The 13,315-nt window shown below is 64.7% G+C and carries 17 protein-coding genes; 9 read left to right on the top strand and 8 right to left on the bottom strand.

Annotated elements, in window-relative coordinates:
• Positions 1 to 5: 5 nt before the first annotated feature.
• Together JQ632_RS34285 and uvrB are read left to right on the top strand one after the other, a co-directional pair.
• Positions 6 to 509 (top strand): hypothetical protein, encoded by a 504-nt coding sequence (locus JQ632_RS34285; protein ID WP_212407142.1) that lies wholly within the window; start codon positions 6 to 8, stop codon positions 507 to 509.
• A 340-nt stretch (positions 510 to 849) separates the two neighbouring features.
• The gene (gene uvrB, locus JQ632_RS34280) at positions 850 to 3,759 is read left to right on the top strand and encodes an excinuclease ABC subunit UvrB (protein WP_212407141.1); all 2,910 of its coding nucleotides are present in this window, start codon (positions 850 to 852) and stop codon (positions 3,757 to 3,759) included.
• Positions 3,760 to 3,773: 14 nt separating this feature from the next.
• Here uvrB and JQ632_RS34275 read toward each other — a convergent pair whose 3' ends face one another.
• Complete coding sequence (locus JQ632_RS34275; RefSeq protein ID WP_212407140.1) at positions 3,774 to 4,157, bottom strand: hypothetical protein; 384 nt, start codon at positions 4,155 to 4,157, stop codon at positions 3,774 to 3,776.
• Positions 4,158 to 4,459: 302 nt separating this feature from the next.
• Positions 4,460 to 4,600, bottom strand: coding sequence for an SEC-C metal-binding domain-containing protein (locus tag JQ632_RS40375; RefSeq protein WP_312015694.1), 141 nt, complete (start codon positions 4,598 to 4,600; stop codon positions 4,460 to 4,462).
• A gap of 396 nt (positions 4,601 to 4,996) precedes the next feature.
• Between JQ632_RS40375 and JQ632_RS34265 the strand changes: the two genes are divergently transcribed.
• The 6 genes from JQ632_RS34265 to JQ632_RS34240 all read left to right on the top strand — a co-directional run bounded on the left by JQ632_RS34265 (position 4,997) and on the right by JQ632_RS34240 (position 8,524).
• Positions 4,997 to 5,449, top strand: coding sequence for a nuclear transport factor 2 family protein (locus JQ632_RS34265; protein ID WP_212407139.1), 453 nt, complete (start codon positions 4,997 to 4,999; stop codon positions 5,447 to 5,449).
• Positions 5,450 to 5,626: 177 nt separating this feature from the next.
• Complete coding sequence (locus JQ632_RS34260; RefSeq protein WP_212407138.1) at positions 5,627 to 5,893, top strand: hypothetical protein; 267 nt, start codon at positions 5,627 to 5,629, stop codon at positions 5,891 to 5,893.
• Positions 5,894 to 6,080: 187 nt separating this feature from the next.
• Positions 6,081 to 6,521, top strand: a complete 441-nt coding sequence (locus tag JQ632_RS34255; RefSeq protein WP_212407137.1) for a nuclear transport factor 2 family protein — start codon at positions 6,081 to 6,083, stop codon at positions 6,519 to 6,521.
• Positions 6,522 to 6,742: 221 nt separating this feature from the next.
• Positions 6,743 to 7,663, top strand: a complete 921-nt coding sequence (locus tag JQ632_RS34250) for a hypothetical protein (RefSeq protein WP_212407136.1) — start codon at positions 6,743 to 6,745, stop codon at positions 7,661 to 7,663.
• A 175-nt stretch (positions 7,664 to 7,838) separates the two neighbouring features.
• Positions 7,839 to 8,255: a hypothetical protein gene (locus JQ632_RS34245; protein WP_212407135.1), complete on the top strand. Its 417-nt coding sequence runs from the start codon at positions 7,839 to 7,841 to the stop codon at positions 8,253 to 8,255.
• Between the two features lie 131 nt (positions 8,256 to 8,386).
• Positions 8,387 to 8,524, top strand: coding sequence for a hypothetical protein (locus JQ632_RS34240; protein ID WP_212407134.1), 138 nt, complete (start codon positions 8,387 to 8,389; stop codon positions 8,522 to 8,524).
• A gap of 41 nt (positions 8,525 to 8,565) precedes the next feature.
• Here the strand turns inward: JQ632_RS34240 and JQ632_RS34235 are convergent, their stop codons facing one another.
• The 3 genes from JQ632_RS34235 to JQ632_RS34225 all read right to left on the bottom strand — a co-directional run bounded on the left by JQ632_RS34235 (position 8,566) and on the right by JQ632_RS34225 (position 9,849).
• Entirely contained in the window at positions 8,566 to 8,712 is a 147-nt protein-coding gene (locus JQ632_RS34235; RefSeq protein WP_212407133.1) for a hypothetical protein, read from the bottom strand.
• A gap of 202 nt (positions 8,713 to 8,914) precedes the next feature.
• Positions 8,915 to 9,397, bottom strand: coding sequence for a MaoC family dehydratase (locus JQ632_RS34230; protein ID WP_212407132.1), 483 nt, complete (start codon positions 9,395 to 9,397; stop codon positions 8,915 to 8,917).
• A complete protein-coding gene (locus JQ632_RS34225) occupies positions 9,397 to 9,849 on the bottom strand; it encodes a MaoC family dehydratase (protein WP_212407131.1) in 453 nt (150 codons plus the stop codon). The genes JQ632_RS34230 and JQ632_RS34225 overlap by 1 nt, the downstream gene beginning before the upstream one ends.
• A gap of 146 nt (positions 9,850 to 9,995) precedes the next feature.
• Here JQ632_RS34225 and JQ632_RS34220 point away from each other — a divergent pair, with 146 nt between their 5' ends.
• Positions 9,996 to 10,292 (top strand): DUF4282 domain-containing protein, encoded by a 297-nt coding sequence (locus JQ632_RS34220; RefSeq protein WP_212407130.1) that lies wholly within the window; start codon positions 9,996 to 9,998, stop codon positions 10,290 to 10,292.
• 131 nt (positions 10,293 to 10,423) lie between these two features.
• Here the strand turns inward: JQ632_RS34220 and ychF are convergent, their stop codons facing one another.
• From ychF to JQ632_RS34205, 3 genes are all read right to left on the bottom strand, one after another.
• Positions 10,424 to 11,521, bottom strand: a complete 1,098-nt coding sequence (gene ychF / locus JQ632_RS34215) for a redox-regulated ATPase YchF (RefSeq protein ID WP_212407129.1) — start codon at positions 11,519 to 11,521, stop codon at positions 10,424 to 10,426.
• 139 nt (positions 11,522 to 11,660) lie between these two features.
• Complete coding sequence (pth, locus tag JQ632_RS34210) at positions 11,661 to 12,272, bottom strand: aminoacyl-tRNA hydrolase (RefSeq protein ID WP_212407128.1); 612 nt, start codon at positions 12,270 to 12,272, stop codon at positions 11,661 to 11,663.
• Between the two features lie 57 nt (positions 12,273 to 12,329).
• Entirely contained in the window at positions 12,330 to 13,061 is a 732-nt protein-coding gene (locus JQ632_RS34205) for a 50S ribosomal protein L25/general stress protein Ctc (RefSeq protein ID WP_212407127.1), read from the bottom strand.
• Positions 13,062 to 13,315: the final 254 nt, after the last annotated feature.

Raw genomic sequence — 13,315 nt, 5'->3', positions numbered from 1 at the left:
AGACAATGATCAAGGCTCTGCTGCTCGACCTCGGAGACACGCTGTATGACACCGCCGCCAAGAAACCGTTCCCCGGGGTCGAGGACGCTCTCGCCAAGCTCAAAGCCCTGAAAACGGCCGATCACAAGCCGCTGGTCATGTGCCTGGTCTCCGATTACACGATGCCGGAACCGCGGACGCCGGAGGCCATCGCGGCGACGTTCGCCGAATATTTGGTGGTGTTGGACGGGACCCATCTGCGGGGCTTCTTCGAACCGGTCGACGAACGCGTAACGCTGTCGACCCATGCCGGGGTGAGGAAGCCCGCTGCCGTCGTCTTCAAGACCGCACTCAAGCGCGCCAAGATCCACGGCACCCTGCGCGACACGCTCTTCATCACGGAGAACGCCGAGCATATCAGGGTGTGCCGGGACGAGCTTCACATGAAGACCCTGCAATTCGGCGTCGACTTCACGTCCTGGTCGACAGCGCCGGAGTTGATCGCGCAGAAGATCGGATCGGCCGCATAACTGATGCGTGATGAGATTAGGTTGAGCTGGTGCGGCAAGCGCCCACCCTCCCCTGGAGGGACCTGGAGGGGGAGGGTCGATCGCGCGTAGCGCGAGCGAGGTGGGGTGATCTCTCAACACGGGCAGTGTTGAGTATGGAGAGACTGTCACCCCACCCCGCTTCGTATTCCGCTCCGCTACATACGAAATGACCCTCCCCCTCCAGGGGAGGGTGTCAGCCCAGCGACGACCGCCTCAACCAAACGCCGCGCCGTGCCTGCTGCCAACCTGCTGTCAGCAGCCTGAGCGAGGACAGGCATTCGCCCTTTTCTGCGGGCCGGACTCGTCCCATATTCCGGCCATGGCGAAGAAACCTGCTCCCCCCGCAAAATCCGGCAAATCCCCCAGATCCAAAGCACATCGGCCCGACGTGCAGCCGATCGCGCCGGCGCTGGCCGAGCTGCTCAACCCCGCGATCAATCGCGGCGAGAGCGGCATCGGCTCGTCCACGGGATTGCAGCCGCCGCCGGACAATTCGCGCGACCGCCGCGCCGGCGGCGAGGCCGCGGCCCATCGCGCGCGAGCCTCGACGCCAAGGGAGTTTCCCGGCGACCGTCCCGCCGGCCTGGAGGAAGCGCCGCAGGCGAATTACGGCACGACGGCCACGATCCCGTTCCTCGACCCGGAACTGGCGAAGCAACTGGGCCTGCCGACCGAGGAGGACGATGCCGAGGCGCTCGCCCGTCCCCCACGCAGCAAGACCGAGGCGCTCGGCGTCAAGGCGACCGCGGATGCGCTGGAGGCGCTGATCCGCGAGGGCCGCCCGGAGTTCCGCAAGGACGATGGCTCGATGCGGGTCTGGACCCCGCACCGGCCGCCGCGCCCGGAAAAGTCCGAAGGCGGCGTGCGCTTCGAGATCAAGTCGGCCTACGAGCCCAAGGGCGACCAGCCGACCGCGATCGCCGAGCTCGTCGAGGGCATCCAGCGCAACGACCGTTCTCAGGTGCTGCTCGGTGTCACCGGCTCCGGCAAGACCTACACCATGGCAAAGGTGATCGAGGCGACGCAGCGCCCTGCCCTGATCCTGGCGCCGAACAAAACGCTCGCTGCCCAGCTCTATGGCGAGTTCAAGAGCTTTTTCCCCGACAATGCGGTCGAATACTTTGTCAGCTATTACGACTACTACCAGCCGGAGGCGTATGTCCCGCGCACCGATACGTACATAGAAAAAGACTCCTCCATCAACGAGCAGATCGACCGCATGCGCCATTCGGCGACGCGGGCGCTGCTCGAGCGCGACGACGTCATCATCGTCGCGTCGGTGTCCTGCATCTACGGTATCGGCTCGGTCGAGACCTACACCGCGATGACCTTTGCGCTGAAGAAGGGCGAGCGCATCGACCAGCGCCAGCTTATCGCCGACCTCGTCGCGCTCCAGTACAAGCGCACCCAGGCCGACTTTACCCGCGGCACCTTCCGCGTCCGCGGCGACGTCATCGACATCTTCCCGGCGCACTATGAGGACCGCGCCTGGCGCGTGAACCTGTTTGGCGACACCGTGGAAAATATCGAGGAGTTCGATCCGCTCACCGGCCACAAGCAGGACGAGCTCGAATTCATCAAGATCTACGCCAATTCGCACTATGTGACGCCGCGCCCGACGCTGGTGCAGGCGATCAAGTCGATCAAATCAGAACTGAAGCAGCGGCTCGACCAGCTCCACGACCAGGGACGCCTCCTGGAAGCGCAGCGGCTGGAGCAGCGCACCACCTTCGACCTCGAGATGATGGAGGCGACCGGAAGCTGCGCCGGCATCGAAAACTATTCGCGCTACCTCACGGGGCGCCGCCCGGGCGAGCCGCCACCGACGCTGTTCGAATACGTCCCCGACAACGCGCTGGTGTTCGCCGACGAGAGCCACGTCACCGTGCCACAAATCGGCGGCATGTTCCGCGGCGACTTCAGGCGCAAGGCGACGCTGGCGGAGTATGGCTTCCGCCTGCCCTCCTGCATGGACAACCGCCCTCTGCGCTTCGAGGAGTGGGACATGATGCGGCCGCAGACCGTTGCGGTGTCGGCGACGCCGGGCGGCTGGGAGCTGAACGAAAGTGGCGGCGTGTTCGTCGAGCAGGTCATCCGCCCGACGGGCCTGATCGATCCTCCCGTCGATATTCGCCCCGCCCGCACCCAGGTCGACGATCTCGTCGGCGAAGTCCGCGCCACCGCGAACGCCGGTTATCGTTCGCTGATCACGGTGCTGACCAAGCGCATGGCGGAGGACCTCACGGAATATCTGCACGAGCAGGGCATTCGCGTGCGCTACATGCACTCGGATATCGACACCATCGAGCGCATCGAGATCATCCGCGACCTTCGCCTCGGTGCGTTCGACGCACTGGTCGGCATCAACCTGCTGCGCGAGGGCCTCGACATTCCCGAATGCGCGCTGGTCGCGATCTTGGACGCCGACAAAGAGGGCTTTTTGCGCAGCGAGACCTCGCTGATCCAGACCATTGGTCGCGCCGCGCGCAACGTCGACGGCAAGGTGATCCTCTATGCCGACCAGGTCACGGGATCGATGGAGCGCGCCATCGCCGAGACCAACCGCCGCCGCGAAAAGCAGGTCGAGTACAACTCCGCCAACGGCATCACGCCGGAGAGCGTGAAGAAGTCGATCGGCGACATCCTCAACTCCGTCTACGAGCGCGACCACGTGCTGGTCGAGGTCGGCGGCCACGACATGACCGACGACGTCATCTCGATCGGCCACAATTTTGAAGCCGTGCTCGCCGATCTCGAAACAAGGATGCGCGAAGCCGCCGCCGACCTCAATTTCGAGGAAGCCGCCCGCCTGCGCGACGAAGTCAAGCGCCTGCGCGCCACCGAGCTTGCGGTCGTCGACGACCCCACCGCAAAACAGCGCACCGTGCAGGGCAAGGCCGGCGCCTACGCGGGCGCGAAGAAATACGGCGACGCCGCGAATTTGCCGGTCAGCGCGATGAAGAAGAAGACGGTGAGCTCGGCGCTGAAGGCGAGCGGCAGTGGTGGCAGCAGCAGCGGCTCAAAAGTGCACAAGCCGCATCTCGACGAGATGCACGGGCCGGAGTCGCTGCCGTATCGGGCAGAGCGAGCGCTGCCGGCGAAGCCGTTCGGCAGCACGAGCCGGATCATCCAGCCGACGGACTCAAGGCAGTCGGGGCCTGAGTTCGGGCCGGCGCCGAAGTCGACAGGCGGGGCACCGGGGCGACGGGGTGGGTGGAAGAAGAGGTAGGGACGCGGCCGCCTTCACCCCATGCTCGCGAACACCATCGCGAGCACCGACAGCATCATCACGATGGTCACGAGCTGGAGCGAGGCGGTCGGCTGGGTGCGCCATTCCATGATCTTGTCGGACAGCGACAGGCGGCCGTCGAAGAACAGCGGCTCGTAGACGGTCTTGCAGAGCGAGGGAAATCTTGCGCCCAGCGTCGAGGCGAGAGCCGCGTGGAGCAGCGAGGCTGAGATGACGAAGACGGCGACGCCGGGGTCGCCGACGAGGTCGTGGTTGCCGGCGAGCTTGAGCATCAGGGAGGCCGCGGCAAAATTCGGAAAGCTCTGAAAGAGCGCGGTCAGCGCAAAACCTTCGAGGAGGTTTTGCAGGCGGGACTTCCTGATGACGGCGGCGGTCATGGCACGGCTCCCTGATGACGTGCGGATGAAGCTATCCGTGTCGCGATGGCCGTGATGTGAGGTGGGTCACGCGTTGCAGCCGCCGCTGCTCGCCTCTCCCCGCGTGCGGGGAGAGGCCGGAATTCGCGCGTATCGCGCGAATTCCGGGTGAGGGGGAGCATCCGCGAGTCCAACTGCCACCGTCCCTGAGGAGACTCCCCCTCACCCCAACCCTCTCCCCGCAAGCGGGGCGAGGGAGCCGACCGCCGATGCGGCGCCAACCCGCCGTCACTCCTTGAAAGTAGTAATTCCGGTTGGTGCCGTCATAGGCGCCTGATGTCATGCAGCAGGCTTTGAAACCTGCGCGCCGAGCCGCAGGGGCAGAGGTCGTTGCGGCCGAGTTTTTCGGTCAGCTCGACGTCGCCATGGACGACGCGCACGCCGCGCTTGCCTGCGCGCTTCACCTGGCTTTCCGAGGGGAAAGAATTCCGCCGCTTACGCGTGACGCTGAAAGCTGGGGAGGTTTTCGAGATCGCGAGTTCTGCGCATGACGCCCTCCATTGGTTGGATACGCGGCCGGTCGCCGCGGCGTCTCGCTAGCACGGTCATCGCGATCGCGGAAGCCGGCCGCTTGCGCTGCGCGCACCGCGCCAGCGCTGTGTGCTTTTGGCGCCACCTGCCCGGCACCTCGCCACCCAATCCGCGCAGGCATCCGCAACCACAAACCAAATTTGCGCACCATGAACCTGGCATTGCCGTGCTGCGTCAAACCGTCTGCAATCCCTCTGTGTTCTTGCGGATTGCTGCAGCGAAGGGCCGCGCGATCGTCGCGGCCGACAGCCAATGAGGGCGGGCAAGGAATGACGGTCGACAGCTTGAATCGCCAGCGCGTGCTGGCCCTGCTCGAAGCCCTCAGCGCTGGGGATATCGAACGCGCGCTGTCGTTCTGCACTGATGACGTCGACTTCCTCACCCACGCACCGGTCGACGTGCTGCCGCACCTGGCGCCGCGCCACGGCAAGGACGAGATGCGCAGACTGTGGACGCTGGTGCAGTCGCGCTATTCCGAGATCCGCCACGAGGTGCCGCAGATCGTCGCCGAGGGCGACGCGGTCGCGGCCAACCTGCGCACCTTCTTCCGCAAGCGCGGCAATGGCCGCATCATCGCCGTCGACATGGCGGTGTTCTACACCTTCCGCGACGGCCAGGTGGCGCAGATCCGCGAGATCATCGATTCCTACGATCTGGTGCAGCAGGTGCTGGAGCGCGAAATCGGGCCGCTGATCCTCGGCGAGAAGGTCGAGGGGGCTTAGGGGATCAGGCCTAGCCACAAGCCCGTCATGCCCGGGCTTGGCTCGGGCATCCACGTTCTTCGTACAGGTGGAAAGGTCGTGGATGGCCAAGGTGAAGCCCCCCCGTTGAACCTTCCCGGCCGCTCCCAAGACCCATCACCGGGCGTGATGCGCGCCCAAAGGGGCGAAGTCGGGTCGATGAAGGTCGCGTTGCTAGCCGTTTTGGGCTTGTTCCTGGGAACCCTGGCCGGTGCGGCCCTGGGCGTCGGCTTCGGGCTCGCCTGGGTCGAATTCTTCAAAACCACGAATTTTGAAGGCTATAGCGGCATGCTGGTGTTCTTCACCTTCATGCCCCTGGGCGCTGCGATCGGCGGCGTCGGTGGCGCGCTGCTGTTCGGCTTCCTCGCGGTCCGCGACCAGACGATCCCGATGGAACGGGAACCTGCCGGCCTCGCCGACAGGTAGAATCACGGGCCCTTGTTGCCGATTTCACAAGTTCCGCATCAATTGCGCATTGCAAAAATGTGAATTGCACTTTGCCGAAATCAGCCTATTTGTTTGCGTACGAATGAATTCAACGACCCCGCGGCGCCACCTGTGCATGGGGTTGTTTTTCGTTTCTTAGAGCCAGCCAGTTTCAGGGACGACCCAAATGACAGAGCACAGCCTCTGGCGTTTCTCGCGTGCTTTGCATCGCGCGATCAACGACCGGCAGTTCGAGGATCTCGAGAGCCTGATCGACGAGGACGTCGAGTGGGCGCTCTACGGCCCGATCGACATGTTTCCGTTCCTCGGGGCACGCTCGGGCAGGAGCGCGGTGCTGGAGGTGATCCGCCAGATCGCCGACAACTTCCAGGTCCGCCGCTTCGACCGCGAGAGCATCATGCTCGGGGTGGATTCGGCCGCCTCGATGCTGCGCTATTCGCTCACGGCGCTGGATTCCGACAAGCCGATCTCGCTGCGCGTGGCGCAGTTCGCCCAGTTCAGGGCCGGCCGCCTGACCAACCTGCGCGTGCTGATCGACACCTTCGACCTGGTCGAGCAGGCGCTCGGCCGCTCCATTCATCTGCCGAAGATGACCGCAATGGGGTGAGGGCGCCAACGGGTCCCGCCCTCCGGGACCGACGGCCGCGCCCGCGAAGCATCCTGGCCTCCAGCCCCGCCGGATCGCTTTTTTGTGGACGAAGCCGTCCGTCGCGCGCCATCCGCGCGGCCCGTTGGTTCGCATTTTGACGGACGTCGCCGTGTCGCGCCGCCACAATTTCGCAACGATGGCTCCGCATCTTCACCACGGAATTGGCTGCGGGCAGGACAATGCATCTCACGACAGGATTTGGCTGGGCCAGGCTGCCGATGCTGGCGGCTGCGTTCATTTTTGGCTCGGTGCTGGCAGCGCACGCGCAGACCGTGCCGACCATGCCGAATGCATCAGCGGAAGAGGCTGACGAGGCCGAGGAAGCGCCCGCGGCCAACGTCAACGATCCCGACGTGCTGAAGGACATCGACGTCGACAAGCTCGACTGGGCCCAGCTCGGTACCGACGCCTCTACGCTCCGTGACGAGATCGCCGCGAAGAAGCGTGCCGCCAGGCAGGCCGCCGGCAATGACGGGCTGAACTGGTCGTCGAATGCCAATGCCAACGGCTCCTCCGCCGTCAACGTCAAGCAGTCGATTACCCCGTTCTGGGACACGCGGATCGGCGCCGACATGACGGTCGCGCGCGAGCCGACCACCATGTCCGAGCTCTTGGCCCAGAAGGCCGCCAATGGCGGCAGCGTGCCGACCTCCTCCGGCAGCGCCTGGGCGGCCGCCACCGCGCCCGGCGCAGGCTCCATCTGGGACAAGACCGCGGTCGAGGCCCGCGTCGATCCCGGCGCGGAGAACAGCAAGCTCGGCGCGTCCCTCACCAAGTCGGTGCCGCTGTCAGGCGACTACGCGCTGACGCTGCAGAACGGCTACAGCGTGAACCAGCAGGGCACGACGCCGATCCCCGGCCTCGCCGGCCACATCACGCGCAGCTACGAGACCGACCAGTCGGCCAAGGTCACGATCACCGACACCGGCACGAGCTTCACGGCCGGCCAGACCATGTCGTCGTCGGACGACAAATGGCTGCGCAAGTTCGGCGCCGAGCAGAAGCTTAATGACGGCGTCACCATCTCCGGTTCCGTCGGCGAGACCTCGCAGGGCACGACCAGCAAGAGTCTGACCGCGGGTTTCAAGAAGAGCTGGTGAGCCTCCCCTCGCCTCGCCTGGATCGATAAAATCCACGCAAAACGCCACGGCAAAGCCGCCGAATGGTCGATCCTTGCCGCATCTCGGCCCCTATGCCGTCAAAATCGGACGCCCTGATGACCCCTCACACATCGTCGTGCGGGGGACACTCGCGCAAGCGAACAAGGGAACAACGATGAACGCCATTCGTTCGGAAAAAGTCGAAACCACCGAGACCGAGGCGGTCGACAGCAATCTCGCCGCCGTGTCGGAGGTAGAGGCCGGCATCCGCGATTTCGTGCGCAACGACATCGCCTATCTGCGCCGGCCCGCGGCCGGCAGCGAGCCCGCGCTCGATCCGAATGCGGAAGCCACCGTCACCAACGTCAACTCGCTGATCCAGCGCGTCGCCGGCACCTCGCTCGCCGAGATCGAGAATTTGATCTCCGAGCTCGAGAGCCTGCGCGACCTGCTGCATGCCGAAGGCCAGCGCGTCCAGCGCGAGATCTCCGGCTACGCCCAGCTCAGCCAGGCCGCCATGAAGTCGACCCGCATGATCGCCGACAACGTCGCGCAGTGGAAGCGCGCCGCCGACGGCCTGCGCAACAGCTGATCGACAGGCACTGCTCTTGGCCGCCGCGTTCCCACGAGGGAGTGCGGCGGTTTTGTTTTGAACTTTATCCGTTCCCGCCGCGACAAAGGACAGGCGCCGGCTTTCATTGCGGCCGGCAGGGGACAGTTTTGATGAACAGCATCCGGCCCGAGAATACGGACCCGATACCGCTGCGCGCCGCTCAGCCGCAGTTCGGCACGATCATGATCCGCTTTGTTGGATTGCTGGTGATCGCGATTGCGGTGCTGGCGCTCGTCTACAGCCGCTGAAGCGGCGCGACGCTGCAACCGATCACAAAGTTAACGAAAGGTTAGCGGCTGGCCGCGACCGTCGAGGCTTCGAGCGTAAAGGCGCCATCGGCATAGCCCTTCACCACCATGCCGGCGACCAGCATCACGGCCAGCGTCGCGGTAGCGAAGATAAATCCGACCAGCTTGAGTGCGCCGCGGTCTGCCATGGTCCTCGTCCCCTGTCCTCTACCCACTTCGTTCAAATAGACAGCGACAGGTTCATAATTGGTTAGCAAATCATAGGTTCCGCGAAGCACCTTGCGGGGGCCCCGCGAACGACGGGAGCCTTATGGCAGCGGGGCCGAAACCCGTCCATAGCGCGCGGGCAACACCCGCGGACTGATTTCGTTCGTTCATCTTGGAACGGATCTAACCGCCCGCCTCGCGCATCGGGACGAACGCGGTGGCGGTGATCGAATAGACCTCTTCGCCGCGCTGGTTGGTGCCGGTGGTGATGGCCTGCACGATGCCCCAGCCCGGGCGCGATGAAGACGTGCGCTTGTCGACGATCTCGCTCGCGAAGCTGACACTGTCACCTGATAGCACCGGCTTCATCCAGCGCAGGTCGCGAAAACCCGGCGACGGTCCCCAGATCGCGACCTCGTCGCCGCGCGCGGCCGTTTCCTTTGCCTGGCGTTGATTATCGGCCACGATCAGGCCCATGCAGGCGGAGCCGACATGCCAACCCGAGGCGGCCAGTCCGCCGAACAGCGACTTGCGGCCCTCCTCCTCGTCGAGGTGAAAACGTTGCGGATCGAATTTTGCCGCGAACGTCTTGATCGCCTCGGCGGTGAAGGTATAGGCGCCGAGCTCGCGGCGCTGGCCGATCTGGATGTCCTCGAAGAATCGCATCAGGCCGCTCCCTCGCGCCGCTTGATGAGGATCGGCGAAGTCATCTCGCACAGCACCTGCCCCCTGGCGTTGCGCGCGGTGCATTTGAATTTGACGATGCCGAGTTCGGGACGGCTCTTCGAGATCCGCGCCTCCAGCACGTCGACGTCGAGCGTGAGATCGTCGCCGGGCCGCAACGGAGAGAGCCAGCGCACCTCGTCGACGCCGGGCGAGCCAAGTGAAGCGGCGCGGGTGATGAAGCCGTCGGCCATCATCCGCATCATCAGCGAGCAGAGATGCCAGCCCGAGCCGGACAGGCCCTTGAGCATGCTCATGGCCGCCGCCTCGTCGTCCAGATGCATCGGTTGCGGATCGAACTCGGCGGCGAAGGCCAATATCTCGTCGCGGGTGACATGGCGCGGGCCGAACGAGCCGAACCGGCCGGGCGGGAAATCTTCGAATGTCAGGGTCATCTTGGGGGAAGCCAGAGGGAATGACAGATTGTGGCCGCAGTTTGCGGCAATCTCAACCCGCCCGGCCGCATGGCTCGTGCTACATTCGACGAGTCGGGCCTGATTGGCCGAGCCAGATTGATGCGACCCGATGCCGGGGGAGACCAATGTTCACATTCAGCGATCTGTTTCAGTGGGACCGCTTCATCACGCCGACGATCATCAAGACCTTCTACTGGCTTGTGATCGCGCTGATCTGCCTGTTCGGCGTCTCCGGCATCTTCTCAGGGCTCGCCGCGATGGCGATCAGTCCGTTTGCCGGCTTCCTCGTGGTGCTCTATTCGATCGCGAGCGTCGTGGTCGGAATCGTGTTCTCCCGCATCATCGCGGAGTTCATCCTGATCGTGTTTCGCATCAACGAGCATCTCGGCGCAATCCGCGACCAGGGCGGCGGGATGCGGTGAGGTAGGCTCTGATGCCGTAGGGTGGACAAAGCGAAGCGTGCCCACCTCTTCTGTCGCAATCACGAAGAAACGGTGGGCACGGCGCGCGAAGAGCGCACCTTTGCCCACCCTACGGAAGCGCAGTTCGCGGCTTAGGTATTAAACCGGAAATGCATCACGTCGCCGTCGGCGACGACGTATTCCTTGCCTTCGAGCCGCAGCTTGCCGGCATCGCGCGCGCCGGCTTCGCCGCCCAGCGCGATGTAGTCGTCATAGGCGATGGTCTCGGCGCGGATAAAACCCTTTTCGAAATCGGTATGGATCACGCCGGCCGCGGCCGGGGCCTTGGTGCCGCGATGGATGGTCCAGGCGCGCGCCTCCTTCGGTCCCACCGTGAAATAGGTGATGAGGTCGAGAAGCCGGTAGCCGGCGCGGATCAGGCGATCGAGGCCGGCCTCTTCGAGGCCCAGCGTCTCCAGGAAGTCGACGCGCTCTTCGCGCGACAGGGTCGCGATCTCGGATTCGATCTTGGCGGAAATGACGACGGCGACCGCGTCCTCCTTCGCCGCCTGCTCCTCGACCGCCCTGGAGAAGGAATTGCCGGTCGCGGCCGAGCCTTCCTCGACGTTGCAGACGTAGAGCACGGGCTTTGACGACAATAGGCCCAGCATCCCGAAGGCGCGCTCCTCTTCCGCCTTGCGCTCGACGAGGCGCGCGGGCTTGCCCTCGCGCAGCAGCACCAGCGTGCGGTTGACGAGGTCGAGCTGCTCCTTGGCGTCCTTGTCGTTGCCCTTGGCCTTCTTGGAGAGGTTGTCGACGCGCTTCTCGAGGCTGTCGAGGTCGGCGAGCATCAGCTCCGTCTCGATGGTCTCGATGTCGGCGACCGGCGCGATCTTGCCTTCGACATGGGTGATGTCGGAGTCTTCAAAGCAGCGCACGACATGCGCGATGGCATCGACCTCGCGGATATTGGCCAGAAACTGGTTGCCGAGACCTTCGCCCTTGGAGGCGCCGCGGACGAGGCCGGCGATATCGACGAAGGTCAGGCGCGTCGGGATGATCTGGCCCGATTTCGCGATGCCTGCGAGCTTCTCCAGTCGTGGATCGGGCACCGCAACCTCGCCGACATTGGGCTCGATCGTGCAGAACGGATAATTCGCCGCCTGTGCGGCGGCCGTCTCGGTCAGCGCGTTGAACAAGGTCGACTTGCCGACATTGGGCAACCCGACAATTCCGCATTTGAATCCCATCGTGTCTTCCAATCTTCGCGCTGCGCGCGCGTGAATCTATCGGACTCGTCATGCCGGCCTTGTGCCGGGCATCCACGTCCTTCTCTCCGAGAAGGAAGGCGTGGATGGCCGGGTCAAGCCCGGCCATGACGGAGAGAAATCAATCCGATTTCTCTCCGTTGTCGTCCTTGGTCAAAAATCCCTTCGCCTGCATGGCGAGATGCACCTTGTTGGCGAAGGTCGCGTCCGAGCCCTTGGCCAGCAGAGCGGCGTGCTCGGCAACCGCATCGCACAGTGTCCTCACCCACTCATCGTCGGCCTTGGCGAAATCCGACAGCACATGCGCGTGCACGAATTCCTTGACGCCGGGATGACCGATGCCGAGCCGCACCCGGCGATACTCGTTGCCGATATGCGCCGAGATCGAGCGCAGACCGTTATGACCGGCGATGCCGCCGCCCATCTTCACCCGCACCTTGCCCGGCGGCAGTTCGAGCTCGTCCTGGAACACGGTGATGTCGCCAGGCTCGATCTTGAAGAAGCTGGAGGCTTCCTGAACGCTGCGGCCCGACTCGTTCATGTAGGTCGTGGGCTTGAGCAGGATCACCCGCTCGCCACCGAGCGCGCCTTCCGATGTCTCGCCCTGAAAGCGACGGCGCCATGGTGCGAAACCATGACGCCGCGCAATGTCGTCGACGGCCATGAAGCCGATATTATGCCGGTTACGTGCGTATTTCGCGCCGGGATTGCCGAGCCCAACAAAGAGTCGCATGACGCGGCGCGCCCCTCGCTCGGCGCGCGATCAGTGACCGCGCGCCAGCATTGAGAGTTACTTCTTCTTGTCGCCGCCGGCGGGCGCCTTCGCACCCGCTGCCGGAGCGGCAGCACCTGCCGCCGGCGCCGCAGCACCAGCCGCCGGAGCAGCAGCCGCAGGCGCAGCGCCCGGAGCAGCCGCACCGGCTGCAGCCGCAGCCGCCGCCTTCTGCTCTTCGGCGTAGCCCGAGGGCGGCACGATGGTGACGAGGGTTGCGTCCTCGCGAGTCAGCGCCTTGACGCCGGTCGGCAGCTTGACATCGGACAGATGCAGCGAGTGACCGATTTCCAGCGAGCCGACATCGACCTCGATGTACTGCGGGATGTTCTCGACCGAGCATTCGAGCTCGATCGCGTGGGCGACGATGTTGACCGTGCCGCCGCGCTTCACGCCCGGCGAGGATTCCGCCTTCACGACGTGCAGGGGCACGCTGATGCGGATGGTGGCGCCTTCGCCGAGCCGCATGAAGTCGACATGGATCGGGAAGTCCTTGACCGGGTCGAGATGGAAGTCGCGCGGAATCACGCGGTGCTTCTTGCCCTCGAGGTCGATGTCGACCAGGGTGGTCAGGAACCGGCCGGCCATGATGCGCTGGCGCAGTTCACGATCGTCAACCGAGATCGTGAGCGGGGGCTGGTTGTTTCCATAGATCACTCCGGGCACTCTCCCGGCGCGACGCTCTGCCCGGGCGGCCCCCTTGCCGCTCTGCGGACGTGCGGTCGCCTTCAATTCCTTGACGGTCGCCATAACGTTAAGTCCTTGTTTTTGCAAAAGTTAATGGGCCGCATCGCGGCCCATGGCTTGTCCGCAGCAAGCCTCCAGGGGTGCGGGGGCCGCGGACGTGGCGGGCTTTTAGCCGCAAAGTGCCGAAATGACAAGGAGAATGGGCGGCCACCCTCCCCTGGAGGGGGAGGGTCGGCACGCTGTTCAGCCCGGATAGATTGGTAACAAAGTAGACCTGATGGATTGGTAACAGTTCTCTGTCGGCTGGGAGGACCAGT

The organism is Bradyrhizobium liaoningense, from assembly GCF_018130955.1.
In the GTDB taxonomy this organism is placed as follows: domain Bacteria; phylum Pseudomonadota; class Alphaproteobacteria; order Rhizobiales; family Xanthobacteraceae; genus Bradyrhizobium; species Bradyrhizobium liaoningense_C.
This window is presented reverse-complemented; position numbering and strand designations above follow the sequence as displayed.

Excerpts from the sequence above, each read along its gene's own strand:
- JQ632_RS34285 (WP_212407142.1), top strand. The coding sequence starts at position 6 with ATGATCAAGGCTCTGCTGCTCGACCTCGGAGACACGCTGTATGACACC.
- uvrB (WP_212407141.1), top strand. The coding sequence starts at position 850 with ATGGCGAAGAAACCTGCTCCCCCCGCAAAATCCGGCAAATCCCCCAGA.
- JQ632_RS34275 (WP_212407140.1), bottom strand. The coding sequence starts at position 4,157 with ATGACCGCCGCCGTCATCAGGAAGTCCCGCCTGCAAAACCTCCTCGAA.
- JQ632_RS34265 (WP_212407139.1), top strand. The coding sequence starts at position 4,997 with ATGACGGTCGACAGCTTGAATCGCCAGCGCGTGCTGGCCCTGCTCGAA.
- JQ632_RS34260 (WP_212407138.1), top strand. The coding sequence starts at position 5,627 with ATGAAGGTCGCGTTGCTAGCCGTTTTGGGCTTGTTCCTGGGAACCCTG.
- JQ632_RS34255 (WP_212407137.1), top strand. The coding sequence starts at position 6,081 with ATGACAGAGCACAGCCTCTGGCGTTTCTCGCGTGCTTTGCATCGCGCG.
- JQ632_RS34250 (WP_212407136.1), top strand. The coding sequence starts at position 6,743 with ATGCATCTCACGACAGGATTTGGCTGGGCCAGGCTGCCGATGCTGGCG.
- JQ632_RS34245 (WP_212407135.1), top strand. The coding sequence starts at position 7,839 with ATGAACGCCATTCGTTCGGAAAAAGTCGAAACCACCGAGACCGAGGCG.
- JQ632_RS34240 (WP_212407134.1), top strand. The coding sequence starts at position 8,387 with ATGAACAGCATCCGGCCCGAGAATACGGACCCGATACCGCTGCGCGCC.
- JQ632_RS34235 (WP_212407133.1), bottom strand. The coding sequence starts at position 8,712 with ATGGCAGACCGCGGCGCACTCAAGCTGGTCGGATTTATCTTCGCTACC.
- JQ632_RS34230 (WP_212407132.1), bottom strand. The coding sequence starts at position 9,397 with ATGCGATTCTTCGAGGACATCCAGATCGGCCAGCGCCGCGAGCTCGGC.
- JQ632_RS34225 (WP_212407131.1), bottom strand. The coding sequence starts at position 9,849 with ATGACCCTGACATTCGAAGATTTCCCGCCCGGCCGGTTCGGCTCGTTC.
- JQ632_RS34220 (WP_212407130.1), top strand. The coding sequence starts at position 9,996 with ATGTTCACATTCAGCGATCTGTTTCAGTGGGACCGCTTCATCACGCCG.
- ychF (WP_212407129.1), bottom strand. The coding sequence starts at position 11,521 with ATGGGATTCAAATGCGGAATTGTCGGGTTGCCCAATGTCGGCAAGTCG.
- pth (WP_212407128.1), bottom strand. The coding sequence starts at position 12,272 with ATGCGACTCTTTGTTGGGCTCGGCAATCCCGGCGCGAAATACGCACGT.
- JQ632_RS34205 (WP_212407127.1), bottom strand. The coding sequence starts at position 13,061 with ATGGCGACCGTCAAGGAATTGAAGGCGACCGCACGTCCGCAGAGCGGC.